The 20,828-nt window shown below is 59.8% G+C and carries 17 protein-coding genes and 1 riboswitch; of the genes, 5 read left to right on the top strand and 12 right to left on the bottom strand.

Translation table 11 applies throughout. The features are described 5' to 3' along the window. Window positions 1-30: 30 nt before the first annotated feature. The 8 genes from bluB to U5K34_RS03425 all read right to left on the bottom strand — a co-directional run bounded on the left by bluB (window position 31) and on the right by U5K34_RS03425 (window position 9,682). Window positions 31-681 (bottom strand): 5,6-dimethylbenzimidazole synthase, encoded by a 651-nt coding sequence (bluB, locus tag U5K34_RS03460; protein ID WP_322567128.1) that lies wholly within the window; start codon window positions 679-681, stop codon window positions 31-33. Then, entirely contained in the window at window positions 681-1,289 is a 609-nt protein-coding gene (gene cobO, locus U5K34_RS03455; protein ID WP_322567127.1) for a cob(I)yrinic acid a,c-diamide adenosyltransferase, read from the bottom strand. The genes bluB and cobO overlap by 1 nt, the downstream gene beginning before the upstream one ends. Further along, on the bottom strand, window positions 1,279-1,596 hold the full coding sequence (locus U5K34_RS03450; protein ID WP_322567126.1) for a DUF2149 domain-containing protein: 318 nt from the start codon (window positions 1,594-1,596) through the stop codon (window positions 1,279-1,281). Before U5K34_RS03450 ends, cobO begins: the two co-directional genes overlap by 11 nt. Before the next feature lie 60 nt (window positions 1,597-1,656). Next, window positions 1,657-2,127, bottom strand: a complete 471-nt coding sequence (locus U5K34_RS03445; protein ID WP_416224009.1) for a MotA/TolQ/ExbB proton channel family protein — start codon at window positions 2,125-2,127, stop codon at window positions 1,657-1,659. A gap of 2 nt (window positions 2,128-2,129) precedes the next feature. Further along, window positions 2,130-6,500: a cobaltochelatase subunit CobN gene (locus U5K34_RS03440; RefSeq protein ID WP_322567124.1), complete on the bottom strand. Its 4,371-nt coding sequence runs from the start codon at window positions 6,498-6,500 to the stop codon at window positions 2,130-2,132. 63 nt (window positions 6,501-6,563) lie between these two features. Then, window positions 6,564-7,115 carry a cob(I)yrinic acid a,c-diamide adenosyltransferase gene (locus tag U5K34_RS03435; protein WP_322567123.1) on the bottom strand — a complete coding sequence of 184 codons (552 nt, stop codon included), beginning with the start codon at window positions 7,113-7,115 and terminating at the stop codon, window positions 6,564-6,566. Between the two features lie 2 nt (window positions 7,116-7,117). After that, window positions 7,118-7,825, bottom strand: coding sequence for a TonB family protein (locus tag U5K34_RS03430; protein WP_322567122.1), 708 nt, complete (start codon window positions 7,823-7,825; stop codon window positions 7,118-7,120). Window positions 7,826-7,828: 3 nt separating this feature from the next. Beyond that, window positions 7,829-9,682 (bottom strand): TonB-dependent receptor domain-containing protein, encoded by a 1,854-nt coding sequence (locus tag U5K34_RS03425; RefSeq protein WP_322567121.1) that lies wholly within the window; start codon window positions 9,680-9,682, stop codon window positions 7,829-7,831. Window positions 9,683-9,792: 110 nt separating this feature from the next. After that, window positions 9,793-10,007: riboswitch (cobalamin riboswitch) on the bottom strand. A 208-nt stretch (window positions 10,008-10,215) separates the two neighbouring features. Here U5K34_RS03425 and U5K34_RS03420 point away from each other — a divergent pair. Further along, window positions 10,216-10,902, top strand: coding sequence for an AAA family ATPase (locus tag U5K34_RS03420; RefSeq protein WP_322567120.1), 687 nt, complete (start codon window positions 10,216-10,218; stop codon window positions 10,900-10,902). Between the two features lie 358 nt (window positions 10,903-11,260). Here U5K34_RS03420 and U5K34_RS03415 read toward each other — a convergent pair whose 3' ends face one another. The 3 genes from U5K34_RS03415 to U5K34_RS03405 are packed head-to-tail and all read right to left on the bottom strand — an operon-like array spanning window position 11,261 to window position 13,668. Then, window positions 11,261-12,025, bottom strand: a complete 765-nt coding sequence (locus tag U5K34_RS03415; RefSeq protein ID WP_322567119.1) for an ABC transporter ATP-binding protein — start codon at window positions 12,023-12,025, stop codon at window positions 11,261-11,263. Further along, the gene (locus U5K34_RS03410) at window positions 12,022-13,002 is read right to left on the bottom strand and encodes an iron ABC transporter permease (protein ID WP_322567118.1); all 981 of its coding nucleotides are present in this window, start codon (window positions 13,000-13,002) and stop codon (window positions 12,022-12,024) included. Before U5K34_RS03410 ends, U5K34_RS03415 begins: the two co-directional genes overlap by 4 nt. A gap of 9 nt (window positions 13,003-13,011) precedes the next feature. Further along, the gene (locus tag U5K34_RS03405) at window positions 13,012-13,668 is read right to left on the bottom strand and encodes an HAD family hydrolase (RefSeq protein WP_322567117.1); all 657 of its coding nucleotides are present in this window, start codon (window positions 13,666-13,668) and stop codon (window positions 13,012-13,014) included. Between the two features lie 214 nt (window positions 13,669-13,882). Here U5K34_RS03405 and U5K34_RS03400 point away from each other — a divergent pair, with 214 nt between their 5' ends. The 3 genes from U5K34_RS03400 to U5K34_RS03390 all read left to right on the top strand — a co-directional run bounded on the left by U5K34_RS03400 (window position 13,883) and on the right by U5K34_RS03390 (window position 18,850). After that, on the top strand, window positions 13,883-14,398 hold the full coding sequence (locus U5K34_RS03400) for an RNA pyrophosphohydrolase (RefSeq protein WP_416223998.1): 516 nt from the start codon (window positions 13,883-13,885) through the stop codon (window positions 14,396-14,398). Between the two features lie 73 nt (window positions 14,399-14,471). After that, complete coding sequence (gene ptsP / locus U5K34_RS03395; protein WP_322567115.1) at window positions 14,472-16,745, top strand: phosphoenolpyruvate--protein phosphotransferase; 2,274 nt, start codon at window positions 14,472-14,474, stop codon at window positions 16,743-16,745. 314 nt (window positions 16,746-17,059) lie between these two features. Beyond that, a complete protein-coding gene (locus U5K34_RS03390) occupies window positions 17,060-18,850 on the top strand; it encodes a GspE/PulE family protein (RefSeq protein ID WP_322567114.1) in 1,791 nt (596 codons plus the stop codon). Window positions 18,851-19,166: 316 nt separating this feature from the next. Here the strand turns inward: U5K34_RS03390 and U5K34_RS03385 are convergent, their stop codons facing one another. Further along, window positions 19,167-19,571 (bottom strand): response regulator, encoded by a 405-nt coding sequence (locus tag U5K34_RS03385; RefSeq protein ID WP_322567113.1) that lies wholly within the window; start codon window positions 19,569-19,571, stop codon window positions 19,167-19,169. A gap of 171 nt (window positions 19,572-19,742) precedes the next feature. Here U5K34_RS03385 and U5K34_RS03380 point away from each other — a divergent pair, with 171 nt between their 5' ends. Further along, window positions 19,743-20,825 (top strand): metal-dependent hydrolase, encoded by a 1,083-nt coding sequence (locus tag U5K34_RS03380; protein WP_322567112.1) that lies wholly within the window; start codon window positions 19,743-19,745, stop codon window positions 20,823-20,825. The last annotated feature ends 3 nt before the right edge of the window (window positions 20,826-20,828 follow it).

The following is a 20,828-nucleotide window of genomic DNA, read 5'->3' as shown; positions in this document are numbered from 1 at the left end:
CCTTCGTGTCCTTTGTGGTTTGAAGTAGTATTAATCCGCTGACCAGTGGTTTTCGAAAACGAGATCATCCAGGCTGGCGCGTTGCGCCCAGTTTTCCTGTTCCAGCATGGGCTTGTCATAGAATGCTTTTACATGGCCCAGGCAGAGTATGGCGACAGGCTCCGCCCCCTCGGGGATATTTAACAGCCGTGCCAGCGCGTCGGGATCGAACAGCGACACCCAGCCCAGGCCCAGCCCTTCGGCCCGGGCGGCCAGCCACAGGTTCTGAATGGCGCAGGCGGCCGAGGCGAGATCCATGTGCGGCATGGTGCGCCGGCCAAATACATGCTTCTCGCGCCGGTCCATCAGCGACACCACCAGCAACTCGCCGCAATCGAGAATACCTTCGACCTTGAGCCGCATGAATTCTTCCTGCCGCTTGCCGAGCGCCTCGGCAGTGGCGATTCGTTCCTGTTCGACCAGTTGATGAATGCGTTGTCGGAGATTGTGGTCGGTAATGCGAATAAAGCGCCACGGCTGCATATAACCCACGCTGGGAGCATGGTGCGCCGCCTGCAGCAACTGTTGTAATAAAACCGGATCGATCGGTGCCGGGACAAAATGGCGCATGTCGCGGCGTTCTTCTATCACGCGATAAACCGCGTCGATCTCCGCTTGTGAATAGCGATGCGAACGGTCCATTATAGTTCGACGCCCTGCTGGGCGCGGATCCCGGCCTTGAAGGCGTGCTTGATCTCTTTCATTTCCGTCACCGTATCGGCGATCTCGATCAGTTCCGGTTTCGCGCCGCGGCCGGTGAGGATGACGTGTTGCATGGCCGGTTTGTTGGCCAGCGCGTCAATTACTTCATCCATCGGGATATATTTGTATTTGAGGGCGATGTTGATCTCGTCCAGCAGTATCAGGTTGATCTCGGGATCGCGTAACATTGCCAGCGCTTTTTGCCAGGCATGGTAGGCCATCTCGGTATCCCGCTCCCGATCCCGGGTCTCCCAGGTGAAGCCTTCTCCCATGACATGATATTGCACCTCGGGAAAACGACGGAAAAAAGTCTCCTCGCCGGTGGAAAAGCTGCCCTTGATAAATTGCACCACACCAACCCGCATGTCGTGGCCCAGGGCGCGCGCCAGCATGCCGAAGCCCGCGCTGCTTTTGCCCTTGCCGTTGCCGGTATGTACCAGGATCAGGCCCTTGTCCTGGTCAGCCCGGGCGACTTTCTCGTCCACCACGGCTTTTTTACGTTCCATGCGCCGTTGATAACGTTGTTCTGCGGTTTCTTCATTGCTCATGTTCTTCTCCAATCAAAATCAGCTTGCCGGTTTTGCGATCGCGATAGACTTTGCCGACGGACTCATAGCCGGCGCCGGCTTCACCGGCGACGCTCGGCATCTCCGGTATCTCTTTGCCCTGTTCAATGGTTTGACCGCCGGCCCGGGTATAATCGGCCAGGCCGTCCTGGCTGGCGGCCAGCGCGGCGATCAGCCCGCAGGCGAAGACCAGCATAATATCCACCAGATTGGCCAGCGGGCCCAGCGGCTCCTGATCCGGCGGATCGAAGCGGCTGCTGTCGAGGCGATGTCGGGACTCTCCGTGCATAGTGGTCTCCTCCTTATACCGCGCTGGGGATGGGGGTCTGCGTGCGGATTAACAGGATACTCATGCGTTGACCTCATTGCGGGTTTGTGGATTGCGGGATGCCAGGGTGTCGAGAAGCTGGTCGTACCAGCGGCGGCGCAGGCGGCCCAGGACAAAACCGGCGATGCCGACCAGCAAACCCAGGACAGTCGTATCAAAGGCGACGGTGACGGCGCGGGCCAGGGTCTGCAGATCCCCCTGGCCGAGCGCCGCCAGTCCCGGGCCCAGGGGGATCAGCGTGCCCATCAGGCCGAGCATGGGACCGATACGGGCCAGCAGATCGGCCCGTTCGATCCGTCGGCGTCCCTGTGCGGCGCTGCGATCAGGATTGTTCTGTTGCAACAGTTTATTCAACCCGCCGAAACGTTCGCTCAGGGCGATACCGCTCTCCCACAGGGCGGCCAACACCACGAACAGCAGGCAATAGATGACCGGTTGTAACAACCAGTCCACGGCATAATGCATCATCTGAATGGATTGTTGGGTAAACATACTCATCGACCTCGGTTTGTTGTCAGCCGGCGCCCCGACAAATAACGCTCATACAGGGCACCGCCGGTAATGATCAGCAGGGCAATGGCCAGGATCAGCCACTTTTCCTTGCCCGGTTCATGGGGTTCGGACGGTTTCGCTTCGCTCTCACTGGCGGGCGATTCGGTTTGCGTCGTGCTGGATTCAGGTTTGATTTCACTGATGGTGGTGGTCACGGTGTCCGGTTTAGCCGGCTGTTGAGGGCCGGCGGCCGCCGCCAGCACGTTTTCGAACGTCCGGCGGGTCGGTTCGTCCAGCAGGGGCTTGATCCCCTGCAGCATGGGATGGTCCGGTCGGGTATGCCCGCTGCCGGGCAGGCCGTGGCGGTTGACCAGTTGCGCAAAGGCCCGGGCCAGTTCCTGTCGCGTCTGCGCGTCGACCTCCCAGAATTCCTTGTGCGCGGCGACCAGCATGATCGCCAGCATGTTGGTTTTCACATGCACGTTCCGGCCCTGTTCCAGAAACTCGTCCAGGCCAAGTTGGTGACGATCGTCGATGTAGACCTCTTTGACCTCATCCCAGACCCAGGACTTGATGATCTCCGGGTTGGTGACCTGCCAGCCCCACAGGTATTCCATAAATTCACTGCCCATGGTCCGCGCCCCGGCATAGTCGTGTTGCATCAATGCCTTGAGCCAGACGGGATTGAGAAACCGGCCGCGCAGTTCCTGCAACAGGGCGCTGTCCAGGGGCTGGATACCGGCATTGTTTGGATCGGCGTGCTGGATGACGTGATTATCCGGTGCCGCGCCGGCGGTGTGTTCCACCGCCATGCTCAGGCCGCCGAGATAATCAAAGGCATCGTTGTTATCCATCAGGCCGTACAGGTTGCTGGCGCGGCCGAGATAGGTGTGCCGGACCTTGCCCAATGATGCCCTGAAGCTGTCATGGGCGGGCAGGCCGTCAAGATCGGCGCCGTAGGCATGCCCCATGCGATGGATATAGGTCTGGCTCAGTTGCCGCCGATCCGACCAGGCGCCGGAACGCTCGGCGAGCCGGTTTACGCCGGCACCGTAGGATCCCGGCGCATCGCCGAACAGGCGCAATGACGCCAGTCGGCCGGCCAGTGCCGCGTTTTTATTCTTATTAATAAGCGCCTGTGCCTGCTGGACCCAGTTGGCGGCGACGTGATTTTGGGCCAGGGATTCGTTGCCGGGATCGCGCTCGTCGCCCAGCGGGGCCAGCGCATGCTGCAGGGCCTCGGCCAGTTGCGGATGCTCGCGGCGGATGGTTTCGCTGGCGCCATCCAGGGCCAGCAGTACCGCCTTGTCCAGCCAGACCAGCAGGTTGCCGTAGAGATCGCGAAACAGGCCCGAGGTAGTGAACACCATATCATGACGCTGGCGACCCGCTTTCAGTTCGAGCCGTTCGATCCCCTTGAAGATGCCGCGACTGTTCCAGATTGGCTTGATCCCCAGCATGTCCATCCCGAAGGCGACCATCGCCCCTTCGTCGCGCACCGTATCGGAGGCCCACAACACCAGCGCCTCGCTGCCCGGTGCCTCATCGTCATTCTGCTGCCGGGCCTCGCGGGCCAGTTGCACGCCCAGGTCGTACCCAATCCGGGTGGGCAGCACGCTGCCGTCCAGCGCGTGAAAATTTCGGCCGGTCGGCAGGGCCTCGGGAGTACGGATCGGATCGTTACCCTTGCCGGGTTTGACGAAGCGGCCATCCAGCCCGGCGAGCAGGGCGCGGATCTCCTGCGCCGGTGAGCTTTCCAGCGCCGCGCGGATCCCGGCGCCGGATCGGCTCTCTTCGGATCGCTGCGTCCCGGATTGATCCATCATGGAAGCGAGCATGGTGTCGACGGCCTCGCTGTCCCAGTCGCGGCCGAACACATGCAGTCCCAGCGGCATGAAGCGTTCCTGCATCTCGGTCAGATAATGCCCCACTTCGTGGACCAGCAGATCGTCGTCGACCTGTTCGAAATCGAGTTGGCGCACGGCCAGCTCGTCCTGCATCACCGCCTCGAGTTCCTCGCGCAGGTTGAGTTCGTCGATCAGCGCGCGAATTCTTTCCACGGCCTGCGTGCGAGTCGGGCTGTTATCACGCGAGGCTTCGAAGCTTTCGACCAGTTGGCGTAGCTGCAACAGATCATCGTACAGCGGCGTGGTCTTCAGCGGCGGCGTCAGGTGATCGACGATCACCGCCAGACCGCGTCGTTTGGCCTGAATGCCTTCGCCGACGCCGTCGACGATATAGGGATATACCCCGGGGAGGTCGCCGGCCATCAGGGTCGGATAATCCTCGCCGGTCAGCCCGACCCGGCGTCGCGGCAGGAACTCATACGTCGAGTGGCGGCCCAGATGCACCAGGGCATCGGCCTTGAATTCATTTTGCAGCCAGCGATAGAAGGCCAGATATTGATGCGGCGGCGGAAAGGCGAGGTTGGCATGCAGCAGCTCCTCGTTTACCTCCCAGCCGCGCGGCGGTTGCGGGCCGATAAAGACATTACCGAAACGGATGCCGGGCAACAGGAAGTGGTTATCGTGCACCATCACCTTGCCCGGCGGCTCGCCCCAGCCGCGCAGCCCCTCGATGCCCGTGTTTCGCAGCGCCCGGTTCAGGCGCCGGATCGCGTCGTTTCGATCCTCGCCGGCCAGCGACGCCCGGTGGGCCGTCTGCAACTGCTCGAGCAGATCCAGCGCCCGTTGCCGGGCCGGGTGATCGACACTCTCCAGCAGATGACGGATATCGTTGATCGTCCGTTCGAGTAGCGCCTTGCCGATCCGCGGTTGCTGGCGCTCGCGCGCCTGTTTCAACATGGCGGTGAGATAGGCCAGCGGTCCGTGGCTGACCTCATCGCGCACCGCCTCGGGCAGGGTGTCGAACCAGTCTTGATAGTCCGCCAGGCTGAGCCGGCTTGTCTTGCTTGCCATCTGGCTCAGGGCCGCATGATCCTCGGGCAGGTTGAGCCCCTGATCCTGGATCCGCTCCAGCAGGGCTTCGGGGTCTTTGGGGAGCGGCCCGGTGCGGTAACCGGCCTTTTTTAAATGCTGCAACAGATCCCACAGGGAGGCGGGCACATCGAGGTTATCGGCGCCGACGTTGTGCCGTCCCGGCGGATGATTGTAGTAAATAACGGCAATGCGCTTCTCACTGTTGGGTTTGCGTTGCAGCCGGTGCCAGTTGGCCAGGCGCGCAACGATCCGATCCACCTGACGGGATGCCGGTTCGAGCGGCGCAATCTCCAGGCCGGTCAGCGGATCGATAAAGGGTTCGCGGCGGGTGGCCAGCACCAGCGGCTGGCTGCTGCCCTGGATCTCCGGCATGGCAACCTTGTAATGGACGTCATTCCAGGGAACGCCGTCTTCGGAGAGTTGCCACTGATCCGCCGTGCGCTCGGCCAGGCGGATGCCTTTTAATACCGGGACATCGATCTGTTCCAGCAAACGGGTCGCCTCGCGGCGATGTTCCCCGCCACCGACGGCGAAATCCTGCAAGTTGATGATGGCGACCGGTTTGCCGCCGGGGATCCCCTGTGACAATTGCCGCAGTGCCTGAACACTGGCCTGGCCCCAGCGGGCGAGGATACCCAGGCATTGAAAACGTCGTTGTTCAAGCCGCTCGCACAACATCTCCAGCAAGTCGATATCCCCGGCCCGATCGCCGGTGTGGTAGTCGAGAATGGCGATCAGCGGTTTGTCGGGATCAAGCTCGAGTTTATCCGCTGACGTCATTCGCTCATCATTGTAATAACGCACGGCGGCCTGCGGGTTCAGTGGCGGCACGCTGATAGCGGGATCGGCCTTTTGTAAAAGACTGGCGATCAACCCGGCCACATTGTCGCTGCCGCGGTTTTGCCAGTAGGCGCGCAATTCCAGCCAGCGTTGTTGCGCCGGGTAGGCGTCGATCAGGTTTGCCAGATGCGCCCGGTACGCTTCGTCGTGCGCCGGGTTCTCGTTGATCGCATTCAGTTGCTTGTCATCAAGGTCTTGCAGTACGCGCTTGCCACCAAGACGGGAGAGGCGAATCAGTCGTCGGTCGCTGTGGGTGATGAACAGCGGGATATCTTTCGCCAGCGCGGTTTCGCCAAGCAGCCGCTGCAGACGGGGAACCGGCTCGGAAAAGATCGCGGCGATCAGGATGGCATCGGCCTGTTGCAGTTGTTCCACAAGCTGCTTGTCCGAATAAGCGGCGATCTGCGAGGGCGTGCGCAGCTTGAGCGTGTGTCCGGGGTGGCTTTCAGCGAATTGTCTGGCGCCGGCGACCAGGTCCTGGGCGGAGCGCTCCGAGACAATACCAAACAGCGTGGCGCTGCTTGCCGTGCCGGAGGCGAACAGCCCGGCGCAAAGCAGCAGCACCTGGAGGATTCTTATTATATGTGCATTCATCGGCATCGCCTGTGAGTTGGCCGCGCGGGGAGGCGTTCCCCGCCTGTCGGGAAGGTGAGATCGTTATCGGTTCTTGCCCGGTTGCCACAACACTTCCTCGCCGTTTTCAAACCGCGCCAGGACTCGGGCGACGACAAACAGCAGATCGGAAAGCCGGTTCAGGTAGATGAGTCCCGCCGGGTTGATTGCTTCGCTGGCGGCCAGGGCCACAGCGTCGCGTTCGGCCCGGCGGCAGACCGCGCGGGCCAGATGGCAGGTGGAAGTGGCGATGCCCCCGGCGGGAAGGATGAATTCCTTGAGGGCCGGCAACGTGTCGTTGAATTTGTCCAGCTCGGTTTCCAGTCGTTCGGCATAACTCGTATCGACGGCTTCATAACCGGGCACGCTCAGCTCACCGCCGAGATCGAACAGATCGTGCTGAACCGCCACCAGGCAGTCGCGCACGGCCTGCGGCAGCTCATGTGCCAGGATCATGCCGATCAGGCTGTTGAGTTCATCGACGGTGCCGAAGGTTTCCACGCGCGGGTGAGTTTTGCTGACCCGGCTGCCGTCGCCCAGGCCGGTTTCGCCCTGATCGCCGGTGCGGGTGTAGATTTTCGATAAGCGGTGTCCCATGTTCAGCCCTCCGTGAGGATGTATTGGATGGGTAATTTGATTTTGACGCTGGGCTCATGCACCAGTTGGTTCGCCCAACCGACCGCCATGCGACTGGCCGCCTCCCTGGCGGCCAGATCGAGGATCCGGTAGCCGGAACTTTTCAGGATCTGAATCTTGGCGATATAACCTTGCCGATGCAGCTCGATTCCCAGGGTGACCGTGCCCTGGTAGCCCTGACGACGTGCCAGGCGCGGATAATAGAAATGATTGGGCATTTCCTGTTGCAAACGCTGCTGTACCAGCGCCCTGTCGGTGGTCGGTTCTGCCGGTGTTGGTTCAGCGTGTAAGGTCTTGGTCTTTTTTATCTGCCTGTTCTGTTTTTGAATGGGTGTCTCAATCGTTTCGGATTGGAATTGCTGTTCCTTTTTCTGAGAATCCTTGTCCTGTTGCTCAGGTGTTGGTTCTGGCTTGTGATTTACCGGTTCTGGTTCCGGTTTTGTTTCAGATGGCGTTTTTTGCCTGGCGACGGTTTTTGTCTCGGAGTCGTCCGCGGTCCGGTTGTGTGTGGAACTCGCCGCGATCCGTACCGAAATGCCCGGCGCCGAGTCAGCGACGGGCAGGATCAGCGGTGCGGTAAAATAGACGAGCAGGGGCAGGTGGAGCGCCAGCGAGAGTGGCAGCAGCAAGACAAGGCGTCGCCGTGACTGTGGTTGCCAGCGCTCTGCCATGGCCTATTTCCGGTTATCGAAATAGTAGATAAAGTCGATAAACATGCTGCGTCCGATAGTGTTGTAGTCTCCGCTGAAGCTGCTGGAGAGCACATACTCCTCGTCAAACAGATTCTCGAAACGAATCCGGCCGGTTGCCTGTTTGGCATAATCCCACTGATAGTTGAGATTGAATACATGATAGCCGTCCAGCTCGACACTGCCATCCCGGTCATTGCGGGCGCCCGCGCCAAGCAGCTCCATGGTCAATTTTTTATCATTTTTATTCCACAACGCCTGAAGTTTTATTTTTTCCCTGGGTCGGTTATCCAATTGTACGGCTGTTGCATCGTTTTTGGCCGACAGCAAGGTGAAAGAACCGGATAGTTCCCAGTTTGCCAGGCGGGTAGCGGCAATCAGTTCCAGACCGTGAATCGTCGCGTTTTCTATGTTGCTGGGGGTAGTAGTGAATTCGTTGGCGCCGGTCTGGATGGTTTGCCAGTCGATCAGGTTATCGAGGTTGGTCTGGTAGATGGAAACCTCGTAGCGGCTAGCGGAAGTCAGCTGGTGACGTAACCCCAGTTCCAGGGTATCGCTTTCTTCCGGTTCGAGATCCGGATTGCCTTCGCTGATATAGGTGGTCCCCAGAAAAGTACTGGTACTGTTGGGCCAGTAGAGATCATTGATCGAAGGCGCTTTAAAAGCCGTGCCGTAAGAGGCCAGATAACGCAGATTCCCAACCTTTTTACTCCAGCCCAGGCTCCAGGTTTCATTCGTGCCGGCATCGCTGTGATCGTCGAACCGTGCACTGGCGGTCAGCTCCCCGAATCCTGTGGGATTTGTCTGATGCTGAATAAACAGCGCTTTGTTATCAATACTTTCATCGATGATGCCGCTGTCGTCCTTGGTGGCATTGTCCTGCCAGAAATCGACGCCGACGGAGGTCAATCCTTCGGACCAATCAAGATCATTTTGCCAGCCGGCGCTGTAGCGTTTGGTGGTGATGGTGGAAGGTATGGTCGGACTGAAGGATTCACTTCGGTCCAGGGTATAGCCCAGCAGGAATTGCTGCATCCAGTTGGGGTTACTGGTGTGGGTCAGTTTGCTGCTGACGGTCTGGTTAGTGTAGCGGCTGTCACCCGTACTGGGATCCAGTTCATTTTTGCCCTCATTATGATTGATCCGCAAATCTAACCGGTTGGCCTCGGAAAGGTTGCCCTGGAGTGTCAGGCCGGCATGGCTGTTGGTGAAGCCATGATTTTCCGTTAATGACTGGTTAGTCGGTATGCTGTCGGTAATACTGCGCCCGGCTTCAAGGCTATAACGCCACTCTTCTCCCCCGGCCGTCGTAAAGCTGGCTTCGCGGGTGCGATGACTGCCGCCGGTGATTTTAAGCGAGGTCCGTTCGGCCTCGCGGGTAAAAATTTGGATTACACCACCGATGGCATCGGATCCGTAGAGTGCGGCACGAGGGCCACGTACCACCTCGATCCGTTCAATATTATCCAGGGAAAAATTGGCCCAGGCGAAGCTGCCCAGGGTAGCGGAGGCGGCGCGCACACCGTCGATTAATACCAGCACGTGATCGGATTCAGTACCGCGCATGAATACCGACGTATTTTTGCCATAGCCCCCGTTTCGGGTGATGTCGATCCCCGGAACGGTGCGTAGTAGTTCGTCTACGCTCTGGGCGGGGCTGCTGTCGATTTGTTTGCGATCAATGACGGTGACCGAGGCCTGGCTCTCGTCAGCGGTCTGGGCGGTGCGCGTCGCGGTAACCTGAATGGTGTTTGCGCTTTCGGCCCCCTGTACCAGTGGAGTACCTGTAAATAAGATGACAGCCGCGCTGATTGCACGGCGGCAGGATATAACTTGCATGCTAATTTCCCCTGTTGGACGCTCACCCGCGTCGTGGTTTTTGTGTGGTGGCGCAGAGGGGCATTCGGAAGGAGAAAAATACAGCACGCCTTCGGCGTCGCCCTCCGCGACACATCCGTTCGCTTTCAGGCCGGTCTCCGGGCTTATGAGCGGAAGAAATATTCCGGGGTCGTCGCCTTCCCACATAAATATGCAGTGGCGCAGTGACGACCCTTGACTCAATCACCGTTGCGGGGGCAGCGCCGGGCTTGTCGCGAGCGACTCACCGGCTTCCCGTTTCACCCCAGTACGACTTTACTGGGGCACCTGAAAGTGTGCGCACATTATCTGGGTATTGAAGTTAGTGTCAACCACAAGATATAGATTACTTTTAAAACAATGATTTATATTGATTTGTTATATAAACTTATCAAAGTTCAGCGGAAAATTGAGCCGCGAAACGTGAAGCAGAACACACCGCGATCGGCATTGCTTGACTGGTTAATGACTGACCGCTGGTGTAGTCTGATAAAGACAAGCAACGGAATCCGAAGATGCAACGAATCCTGGTCCTCAACTCCAAGGGCGGCTGTGGCAAGACGACGATTGCCACCAATCTCGCCAGCCTGTATGCCGGCTATGGCTTTGCCACGGCGTTGATGGACTACGATCCGCAGGGCTCCAGCACGCGCTGGCACAGCCTGCGGCCGCAGGACAAGCCGGCCATCCACGGGGTAAGCGCCTGGCAGCGGGCCGGCGGTGGCCAGACCAGCGCCTGGCAGTTTCGCCTGCCGCCACAGACCGAACGGGTGATTCTGGATGCCCCCGCCGCCGTCAGCGGCCAGCAGCTGGTCAACTATGTGCAGCGGGTCGATACCATCCTGGTGCCGGTGTTGCCGTCGCCGATCGATATTCATGCCGCGACCCACTTCATCAAGGACCTGCTGTTGATCGGCAAGGTGCGCAGCGCCGGGGTGCGGGTCGGCGTGATCGCCAACCGCGCCAAAAAGAACACGCTGGTCTATCAATCTCTGGAACGTTTCCTCAAGACCCTGCACCTGCCCCTGCTCGCGACCCTGCGCGATACCCAGCATTACGTACACGCGGTCGAACGGGGTATCGGCGTGCACGAAATGTGGGACAAGCGGGCCGAGGAAGATCGCCTGCAGTGGATCAACGTGTTTGAATGGCTGGAAGATCGGCGTGCCGCCGTGACGGTACAGCAGCGGCATGCGCCGTGAAACCAGGTGCTAGTTTCTAGGGGCTAGTTGCTAGGGACTGATAGCTAATAGGTGCGTGGCACGCATCTGGTTGACACGCAAATATTTAATACCTTCTTTCTTTACTTACTTATGTCTGTTTTCCTGAAACGTGCCTACGAACCTTAGTACTCAGTACTCAGTACTCAGTACTCAGTACTCAGTATTCAGTAAGTAGCATTGCATGTCACTCCGGCCTTGAGCCGGAATCCAGCGGTGCGCCCCCATTCGAGACTGGATGCCGGGGCAGGCTTTTCGCCGGCATGACGGGGAGAGTCGGCGGTGGTCTATCCTGCCAACTGAGAACTGCCTACTGCCAACTTTCTCTTCAGCACTTTTTTTACCCCGCCACGAATATCGTTTGTTGTTCGGATTCAACCGGTTTGATCGGGTAGCCGTACAACGTGCTCAACCTCTCCGGCGTCATCAGTGCTACGCTCGGCCCGCCTTCGACGTGGCCATCTTCATGCATCAGCAAGACATGATCGCAATAGCGCGCGGCGAGGTTGGGATCGTGCAGGACCATGACCACGCTTTTTTGTTGGTCATGGGTGAGCCGTTGTAACAGGCCGAGGATCTGATGCTGATGGCGCAGATCGAGATGGTTGGCGGGTTCATCCAGCAGATAGAGCTGTGGCTGCTGGGCCAGCAGGGTGGCGATATACAAGCGGCGGCGTTCGCCGCCGGAAAGTGTCAGCAGATCGCGTTGCTCGAAACCGGCCAGGTCCACCTGTTGTAAGGTCTCGCGCGCCAGGGCGAGATCCTGTTCGCTTTCCCACTGCCAGGCCTTGAGATGGGGATGGCGGCCGGTGAGGATGGTTTCGATGGCGCTGCCGGGAAATGCCTCCTCGTTGGTTTGCAGTAACAGGCCCACCTGGCGGGCGAACTGCTTGCGCGGGATCTGATCGAGGATCGTGCCGCTCAGCTCGATACGGCCGGTGTAATCGTGATGCAACCCGGCAAGGGTGTGCAGCAACGTGGTCTTGCCGCTGCCGTTGCTGCCCAGAATCCCCCAGCACTGGCCATCTTCGATGCGCAGATCAAATGGCTGACAAAGTCGCCGCTGGCTGCGCTGCAGTTGCAGTTGCTCGAGTTGCAGCTTCACTGGCGCGATCCCCGATAGAGCAGATACAAGAACAGCGGTACGCCGATAAAGGCGGTGAGGATCCCGACCGGCAGTTGCTGTGGCGCCAGCAGGGTGCGGGCAACCGTGTCGGCCAGCAGCAGCAGGCTGGCGCCGAGCAGGGCGGCGGCGGGCAGCAGGATGCGGTGATCGTGATAGCCCAGCAGGCGAATCAGGTGCGGGACCACCAGTCCGACGAAGCCGATACTGCCGGCCTGGGTCACGGCAGTAGCGGTCAGCAGGGAGGCGATCACATAGATGGCCAGATGCAGCAGATCGGTGCGGATGCCCAGCGAGCCGGCCACCAGTTCGCCGCGGGTCAGTACATTGAGCTGGCGGGCCAGCAGCAGGCTGGCGAGCAGACCGACCAGCAACACGATCGAGGGCAGCGCATTGGCGCGGGCGAAACCCATGTCGCCCATCAGCCAGAACATCATGCGTTGCAGATTGCTGTCCGGTGACAGGTTGAGAATAAAGCCGATGGCCGCGCCCCAGCCGGCGGCCAGCACCACGCCGGTCAGCAGCAGGCGATTGCTGTTCCACTGGCCGTGGCCGCGTGACAGCACGAACACCAGCAGCATGGCCACCAGGGCTCCGACGAAGGCGCTGCCGGTCAGTAAGTTACCGCTCACCCCCGCCAGCATGGCCAGCAGGGCCGCCACCGAGGCCCCGCCGGAGATACCTAATATATAGGGATCGGCCAGCGGGTTGCGGACCAGCACCTGCATCAGGCAACCGGCTACCGCCAGCAGGGCGCCGGTGGTCAGGGCGGCCAGGCTGCGCGGCAGGCGCAGCTCCCATACCAGCTGGCTGGCAAGATCCGCGTCCGGACGCCAGAGGGCGCTCCATACCTGCGCGGCCTCCAGGGCCACGCTGCCACTGGTCAGGGAGATGCCCAGACTGATAAGGCAGAGTCCCCCCAGCCCCAGCAACAACCCCCATGGATGGCGCGCGGACATCGGGCCGGCTTACTCGCGCAGGCTCAGGATGGGCCAGCCGCGGGCGCTGGCGTGATCGGCCAGGGTCTCGTCGGGATCCACCGCGACCGGGTGGGGCACCCGCTCCAGCAGCGGCAGGTCGTTGTGCGAGTCGCTGTAAAACCAGCTGTCGGCCAGATTCAGGCCGGTCTGTTTCAGCCACTGCTCCAGCCGCTGGACCTTGCCTTCGCGAAAACAGGGGATGCCGCTGACCTGGCCGGTGTAGCGACCGTCGACCTGCTCGGGATCGGTGGCCAGCAGATCATCGACGCCCAGTTCCTCGGCAATCGGCCCGGTGATAAAGCGGTTGGTGGCGGTAATGATCAGCAGAAAATCGTCCCGGGCCCGGTGTTTGTCCAGCAGGGCCCGGGCAGCGGGGGTAATGCGCGGGCGGATTTCCCGGGCCATGAACTGGCGGTGTAATTCATTCAATTGTGACGGTGGGATCTCGCTTAACGGGCGCAGGCTGAAGGCCAGAAACTCCCGGATATCGAGCTGGCCGCTTTTGTATTCCTCGTAAAAGCGGTGGTTTTCGCGCTCGTAGGTCTCGCCGTCGACCCGCCCCTGTTCGGCCAGAAAGCGGCCCCACAGATAATCGCTGTCGCCGTTGAGCAGGGTATTGTCGAGATCGAAGATTGCCAGGGCCACGCGTGTTCCTCCCGCTTGCACAAAAGGGGGCATGATAACCCAAAAGGCGGGGTGAAAAGCAGCCGGGCGAGTCGGGCGGCTGGCGCCGGTCGGGTATATGAGTGGCTGCTGAATTACTTAACTAACTGAAATATATGATATTATCAGCCTTGCCAATGGAAAATTTGCGAGCGCCCGGGGGCTGTGAAAGAATCTGGTGCAGGGCTTTAAAAGGATGCGGCAAGTGATTGATTCGGAAGGATACAGAGCCAATGTCGGCATTATTTTATGTAACCCGGAAGGCAAACTGTTCTGGGCCCGGCGGATTGGTCAGCAGGCCTGGCAGTTTCCCCAGGGCGGCATTCGCCGCGATGAAAGCCCGGAGCAGGCGCTGTTCCGCGAGCTGGCGGAGGAGATCGGCCTGGCGCAAAACGATGTGGAACTCATTGGCGCCACCCGGCAATGGTTGCGCTATCGTCTGCCGCAAAAACTGATTCGCTATCACCGCGAACCCGTCTGTATTGGCCAGAAACAGCGCTGGTTTTTGCTGCGCCTGCTCGCGCCGGAGAGTAAAGTGAGTCTGGATGCCAGTGAGACGCCCGAATTCGATTGCTGGCGCTGGGTGACCCCGGCGGAGCCGGTGCGGGAAGTGGTCCCGTTCAAGCGCCAGGTATACCGACGCGCGCTGGCGGAGCTGGGCCCGTTATTAAAAAAAGCGAGCGGTAAACTGGTTTACGGCCAGCTTGCCTGATAGCGGCAGCATCATCACCCTGTGTTATTCTGCCTGAGACAGGTCAAATCCTGATCCCACTGTATGGACTCTTATGCTTGATACCTTACGTCGATTAATCGAAGAGGTGAATCTGGCGCGCAATCTGGAGCAGGCGCTGGAGATCATCGTGCGCCGTGTCAAACAGGCCATGCAGGTGGATGTCTGCTCGGTGTATCTCACCGATCAGGACAACGAATACTATGTCCTCAAGGCGACCGATGGCCTGAACCAGAGCAGTGTCGGCAAGGTGCGCCTGAGCCAGGAGCGCGGTCTGGTCGGGCTGGTGGCCAAGCGCGCCGAGCCGGTCAATCTGGATAATGCGCCCGAGCATCCCCGTTTTTGTTATTTCCCCGAGTCCGGCGAGGAGCCGTATCACGCCTTTCTCGGCGTGCCGATCATCCATCACCGCAAGGTGGTCGGGGTGCTGGTGGTCCAGCAGCACGGCACCGAAAAATTCGATGAAAACAGCGTCACTTTTTTGATCACCATCGCCGCGCAGCTGGCCGGGGCGATTGCGCATGCCGAGGCCAGCGGCGAGGTGGATCTGATCGGTCAGGTGACACCGGACCACCCGCATGACAGCCGGCCCATCAGCGGCTTGCCCGGCGCGCCGGGGGTGGCTATTGGGACGGCCAAAGTGGTTTATACCCTGGCGGATATCGACGCGGTGCCGGATCGGCGTGTTGACGACGTGGCGGCCGAGATCGAGGCCTTCAATGCCGCGCTGGAGGCCGTCAAAAAAGACATCAAGAATCTGTCGGCCCAGTTTGTCGACAAGTTGCCGGCCGAGGATCACGCCCTGTTCGACGTGTATATGCTGATGCTCGACAGCGACAGTCTGGCCGGCCAGACCCGACAGCGCATCGAAGGCGGCAACTGGGCGCAGGGCGCGTTACGCCAGACTATTCAGGATCACGAACGCATCTTCCGTGAAATGGAAGACAGTTACATGCGTGAGCGCGTGGACGATGTGCGCGATCTGGGCCGGCGGATTCTCTCGCACCTGCAGCAGGATACCCAGAAGTCACTGGCGTACCCGGATAAGACCGTGCTGGTGGGCGAGGAGATCAGCGCCGCCATGCTGGCGGAAGTGCCGCCGGAGAAGCTGGCGGGGGTCATCTCGGTGCGCGGTTCGCGAACCTCGCACGTGGCGATCCTGGCCCGGGCGCTGGGCGTCCCGGCCGTGATGGGGGCGACCGATCTGCCGGTCTCGCGCATGGATGGTACCGAAGTGATCGCCGACGGGTACAGCGGCCGGGTCTATGTGGCGCCGGCCCATCCCATTCTGGAAGAGTATCGCCGGCTGGTCGATCAGGAGGTCGAGCTTTCCGAGGAACTCAAGGCGCTGCTCGAGCTGCCCTCCGAAACCCTGGATGGTGAACATATTCCCCTGTACGCCAACACCGGTTTGATCTCGGATATGACCCCGACCCGGGAAAGCGGTGCCGAGGGGATCGGTCTGTACCGCACCGAGTTTCCGTTCATGATCCGCCAGCGCTTCCCCGGCGAGGACGAACAGCGCGCCAACTATCGACAGGTTCTGGAAGCCTTCGCGCCGCGGCCGGTGGTGTTGCGCACCCTGGATGTGGGGGGGGACAAGGCGTTGCCCTATTTTCCGATTGAAGAGGAAAACCCGTTTCTGGGCTGGCGCGGCATTCGTATTACGCTGGATCACCCGGAAATCTTTCTGGTGCAGATTCGTGCCATGCTGCTGGCCAGCGCCGGGCTGGATAATCTGAATATTCTGCTGCCGATGATCAGCGATGTCAGTGAGCTGATCGACAGCCTGAGCCTGATTCATCAGGCCTATGAAGAGTTGCTCGAAGAGGGACAGGCCATTCGCATGCCCAGGATCGGCGTGATGATCGAAGTCCCCTCGGCGGTGTATCAGGCGGGTAATCTGGCCAAGCGGGTCGATTTTCTCTCCATCGGTACCAACGATCTGACCCAGTACCTGCTGGCGGTGGATCGCAACAACTCGCGGGTTGCCGAACTGTATGATTCCCTGCACCCGGCGGTGATTCGCGCCATCCTGCAAGTGGTGGACAGTGCCCGGGTTCACGGCAAGCCGGTCAGTGTCTGTGGTGAAATGGCCGGCGATCCGGCGGCGGCGATCCTGTTGCTCGGCATGGGCATTCACAGTCTGAGCATGAGCGTCTCCAGTCTGTTGCGGGTCAAATGGGTCATTCGGAACCTGAGTCAGGAGCGTGCCTCGGAAATCCTCAGCGAAGTGCTGGTGATGGAAAACGTGCACGAGATTCGCCATTACCTCAACGAGTGTCTGGAAGAGGCTGGCATGGGCGGACTGATTCGTGCCGGGAAATGACGTTTCTCTCGCAGAGACGCAAAGGCGCAGAGAAAAATATCCTGTTTTTTCTCTGCGAGCCCGGCGCTTCTGCAAGAGTCAATTAACACTTAACAGGTGATGAATACAATGCAACAGCCGTAGGTAGGTTGTGCGCAGCGCTACCTGACTGTCACGCAGGCTAATGCCAGCGTGACCTACGTAAGTGGACCGCTCGGGAAATAATATTTAACTCTCGCGGAGCCGCAAAGGCGCGGAGAAAGATACGCTATTTTACCCCTGGCGAACTCGGCGCCTCTGCGAGAGTCAATTAATACTTACAGGCGATGAACACGATGCAACAGCAAGCCCGGGTTATCGGCGGTGATCGACATCTGAATCTGCATGAACTGATCCATGCGCTGGTGGAAGATGGCCGGCTGGACAAACAGATCTCGGACGAGTTTCTGATTCCGGCGCGTACCGGTCGACTGGAAATCCATCCGCTGGTGATCATCTCGCAACAGGAATGGGATGATCTGGTCCGCCCCGGCAAGAAGCTGACGCTGGAAGTGCTGACCCAGTGGTTGGCCGAGCGTGCCGGGCTACCCTATATGCGTATCGATCCGCTCAAGGTTGATGTGACGGCGGTGACGGCGGTGACCTCGTCGGCCTATGCCGGCAAGCATCGTATCCTGCCGGTCAAAGTGGATAAACACAAAGCCGTTATCGCCACGGCAGAGCCGGATATTCGCAGCTGGGAAGATGAGCTGGCGCATGTCACCGGGCTGCAGATCGAGCGGGTGATTGCCAATCCGCTGGACATCTCCCGTTATCTCAACGAGTTCTATTCGGTCAGTCACTCCATTCGCCGTGCCACCTCGGACAAGGATTCGGTCAATATCCCCGGGGTCTCCAACCTGGAACAACTGGTGGAGCTGGGCAAGACGGGCAATCTGGATGCCAATGACAAGGATGTGGTGCAGATCGTCGACTGGTTGCTGCAATACGCCTTCGATCAGCGCGCCAGCGATATTCACATGGAACCGCGTCGCGAGCAGGGGCACATCCGCTTTCGCATCGACGGCGTCATGCACCATGTTTACGATATGCCTACCCCGGTGATGACCGCGGTCTCCAGTCGCATCAAGGTCCTGGGGCGCATGGACGTGGTGGAAAAACGCCGCCCGCAGGACGGACGCATCAAGACCCTGTTACCCGAAGGCGGCGAGATTGAACTGCGCCTGTCGACCATGCCGACCGCCTTCGGTGAAAAACTGGTGCTGCGGATTTTCAACCCGGATGTGCTGGTCAAGGATTTCGCCGCGCTGGGCTTCTCCGCGAAGGAAATTACCGGCTGGAACCAGATGGTCAACCAGCCCAACGGCATTATTCTGGTGACCGGCCCGACCGGCTCGGGCAAGACCACCACGCTCTACTCCACGCTCAAGCAACTGGCCCAGCCCGAGGTGAATGTCTGCACGGTGGAAGATCCGATCGAAATGGTCGAGCCGGCCTTTAACCAGATGCAGGTGCAACACAACATCGGGCTCGATTTCGCCAGCGGGGTACGCACCCTGTTGCGCCAGGATCCCGATATCATCATGGTCGGCGAGATTCGCGATAAAGAAACCGCCGAGATGGCGATCCAGGCGGCGTTAACCGGCCATCTGGTGCTCTCCACCCTGCATACCAACGACTCGTCCTCGGCCGTGACCCGTCTGCGCGAGATCGGCGTGCCCTCTTATTTGATCAACGCCACCTTGCTGGGGGTCCTCGCCCAGCGACTGGTGCGCACCCTCTGTCCGCATTGCAAGGCCCCCACCGAGGTGGATCCGGATCTGTGGCAGGCGCTGACCCGGCCCTGGAAAATGAGCGGCGAGCCGACTTTCTACGGCCCGGTCGGTTGCGACGAATGCCGCAACACCGGCTACATGGGCCGCATCGGGATTTACGAAATGTTGCGCATGAGTCCCGCCATTCGCCACCAGCTGGGCCCGGACAGCGATGCGGCGGAGATCCGCCGCACGGCGATTAACGAAGGCATGATCAAACTGCGCATCTCCGGCGCCCAGAAAATCGCTCAGGGCCTGACCACCATGGAAGAAGTCCTCAACGTCGTGCCGCCGGATAGTGAAAGCGGATAGCCAGGTATGTCGCGGTCGATGCCCGCTCCCACACAAGACGCCGGGATGCCGGGCACCTGCTGACAACCCTGTGGGAGCGCCCCACGGGCGCGATAGTCGGGTAAGCCGGACAAAGCGCAGCGGTGTCCGGCAATTACTGACAGAACAGGGCCGAGTTACGAGGGACGAGTGACGAGGAACACTAAATCCCTGAATATGCGAGCCAACAGGGTTTTTACGCTTGTATTCAGCGTGAACCGGCAAACGCTTTTTCCCGGCCCTCGTTACTCGTCCCTCGTAACTCGCGTCTGACACCGGGGCGAATTACGCCCCGGTGTCAGGCGCGATGGAGTTTTAACGAGTAGCGCTGGATCTGGGTGAGCAGTTCGGCGTGGTTGAAGGGCTGGACGATATAATCGTCGGCCCCGGCCTGCAGGCCGTGACTGACATGTTCCATGGTATAGTGCTCGGCCAGCAGCAGGACCGGCGTGCTGCGCCAGCCGGGCATTTTGCGCAGGGTCTCCATGAACCGGCACTGGTTGTCGCTGATATAGGCGACATCCAGAAAGATGAGTTCGGCCGGTGGCATTTTGGCCAGCAGGCGGGAGGCGATTTCGCAGTTGGTGGTGCTGACCACGTTGTAGCCTTCACGACTCAGCAGATAGTCCAGCAGATAAGCGGTGTGCACGTCTTTTTCGAGTATCAGGAGTGTTCCCTGACGATGGATTCGTGCTTTGGCCATTAACAAAATACCCGGTTTGTCTGACACTGGTGAAGCCCTGTGGCCTCATCTTCTTGGGATATACATCGGCAGCGCGGCAGGGCGGCTTTAATCCCGCTTTGAATCTGTGATTCAGGCACGGATTTTCAGCGGCCGGTCGTAAGTGAGTGATTATTAAGTGGTAAATACCCGATGGATACACTGACACATGGCCTGAGCAGCGTCCTGCTGGCACGGGCCACGGCCTCCGAGACCCCGGATCGGGAAGCCATCTCGGCCGGGCGGGTCCTGTCGCTGCGCAGCCGCCTGATGGCCGGGTTTCTGGCCGGCATTTTTCCCGACAGTGATTTTCTGGTGCGCTTGATCGATGGACCGTTGAGTTATCTCAAATACCACCGGGGGATCACCCATTCGGTTGTGATGTTGCCCTTGTGGGCCGGACTGTTATCACTGTTGTTTGTCCTGTTGTGGCGCGGTCAGTATCACTGGAAAGCGTTCTATGCCGTGTGTGCCATGAGCCTGGGGATTCATATCTTCGGGGATGTGATCACTTCCTTCGGTACGATGATCCTGGCGCCATTCAGCCACGCCAAGTTTTCCCTGCCTTCAACCTTTATTATCGATTTCTGGTTCAGCGGAATCATTGTCCTGGCCCTGCTGGCGGCGTGGGCCTGGCGCCGACAGGGACAACAGGTGGCGCTGGTTGGTCTGGCCACGCTGGCGTTGTATATCGGTTTGCAACACTTTCAGGCCTGGCAGGCGCGTGATATTGGACGGGAGTATGCCCGGCAGCAGGGGCTGGAACAGGCCGAAGTCCATGCCCTGCCGCAACCCCTGTCGCCGTTTAACTGGAAGATCGTGATCGAGCAACCGCAGCACTATCATGTGAGCTATGTGAACCTGCATCGCCAACAGGTGACACTGGCGCCGCAGGAACAGGCGGGTATGCTCGAGCGCATCAATGCGATCTATCGACCGATGAACCAGCTTAACTGGCAGACCTTACCCCGTTATGGTGAAGGCGCGGCGCATGATCTGGCGCAGAATGTCTGGCAACAGGATGTACTGAAGGATATTCGGGATTTCATGTTGTTCCCGGCTCTCTATCGTATCGAGCAGCGCGAGCAGGGGCTGTGTGCCTGGTTCCAGGATCACCGCTTCATTCTGGGGGATACCCGCAACGTGCCGTTTCGCTTCGGCGCCTGTCGCAACGGCGACAGTGACTGGCAGCTTTACCGCCATCAGGGTGATCGTGTTATTCCGCTATCGCCCTGAGCG

This window comes from Thiohalophilus sp. (assembly GCF_034521165.1).
Classification (GTDB): Bacteria; Pseudomonadota; Gammaproteobacteria; order UBA6429; family Thiohalophilaceae; genus Thiohalophilus.
This window is presented reverse-complemented; position numbering and strand designations above follow the sequence as displayed.

What these genes read in the sequence shown, in the direction of transcription:
- U5K34_RS03430 (WP_322567122.1), bottom strand. Translation starts at nt 7,825, where the DNA reads ATGGCAGAGCGCTGGCAACCACAGTCACGGCGACGCCTTGTCTTGCTG.
- U5K34_RS03410 (WP_322567118.1), bottom strand. Translation starts at nt 13,002, where the DNA reads ATGTCCGCGCGCCATCCATGGGGGTTGTTGCTGGGGCTGGGGGGACTC.
- U5K34_RS03440 (WP_322567124.1), bottom strand. Translation starts at nt 6,500, where the DNA reads ATGAATGCACATATAATAAGAATCCTCCAGGTGCTGCTGCTTTGCGCC.
- U5K34_RS03450 (WP_322567126.1), bottom strand. Translation starts at nt 1,596, where the DNA reads ATGCACGGAGAGTCCCGACATCGCCTCGACAGCAGCCGCTTCGATCCG.
- U5K34_RS03425 (WP_322567121.1), bottom strand. Translation starts at nt 9,682, where the DNA reads ATGCAAGTTATATCCTGCCGCCGTGCAATCAGCGCGGCTGTCATCTTA.
- U5K34_RS03385 (WP_322567113.1), bottom strand. Translation starts at nt 19,571, where the DNA reads ATGGCCAAAGCACGAATCCATCGTCAGGGAACACTCCTGATACTCGAA.
- U5K34_RS03445 (WP_416224009.1), bottom strand. Translation starts at nt 2,127, where the DNA reads ATGTTTACCCAACAATCCATTCAGATGATGCATTATGCCGTGGACTGG.
- ptsP (WP_322567115.1), top strand. Translation starts at nt 14,472, where the DNA reads ATGCTTGATACCTTACGTCGATTAATCGAAGAGGTGAATCTGGCGCGC.
- U5K34_RS03420 (WP_322567120.1), top strand. Translation starts at nt 10,216, where the DNA reads ATGCAACGAATCCTGGTCCTCAACTCCAAGGGCGGCTGTGGCAAGACG.
- U5K34_RS03435 (WP_322567123.1), bottom strand. Translation starts at nt 7,115, where the DNA reads ATGGGACACCGCTTATCGAAAATCTACACCCGCACCGGCGATCAGGGC.
- U5K34_RS03390 (WP_322567114.1), top strand. Translation starts at nt 17,060, where the DNA reads ATGCAACAGCAAGCCCGGGTTATCGGCGGTGATCGACATCTGAATCTG.
- U5K34_RS03400 (WP_416223998.1), top strand. Translation starts at nt 13,883, where the DNA reads ATGCGGCAAGTGATTGATTCGGAAGGATACAGAGCCAATGTCGGCATT.
- U5K34_RS03380 (WP_322567112.1), top strand. Translation starts at nt 19,743, where the DNA reads ATGGATACACTGACACATGGCCTGAGCAGCGTCCTGCTGGCACGGGCC.
- bluB (WP_322567128.1), bottom strand. Translation starts at nt 681, where the DNA reads ATGGACCGTTCGCATCGCTATTCACAAGCGGAGATCGACGCGGTTTAT.
- cobO (WP_322567127.1), bottom strand. Translation starts at nt 1,289, where the DNA reads ATGAGCAATGAAGAAACCGCAGAACAACGTTATCAACGGCGCATGGAA.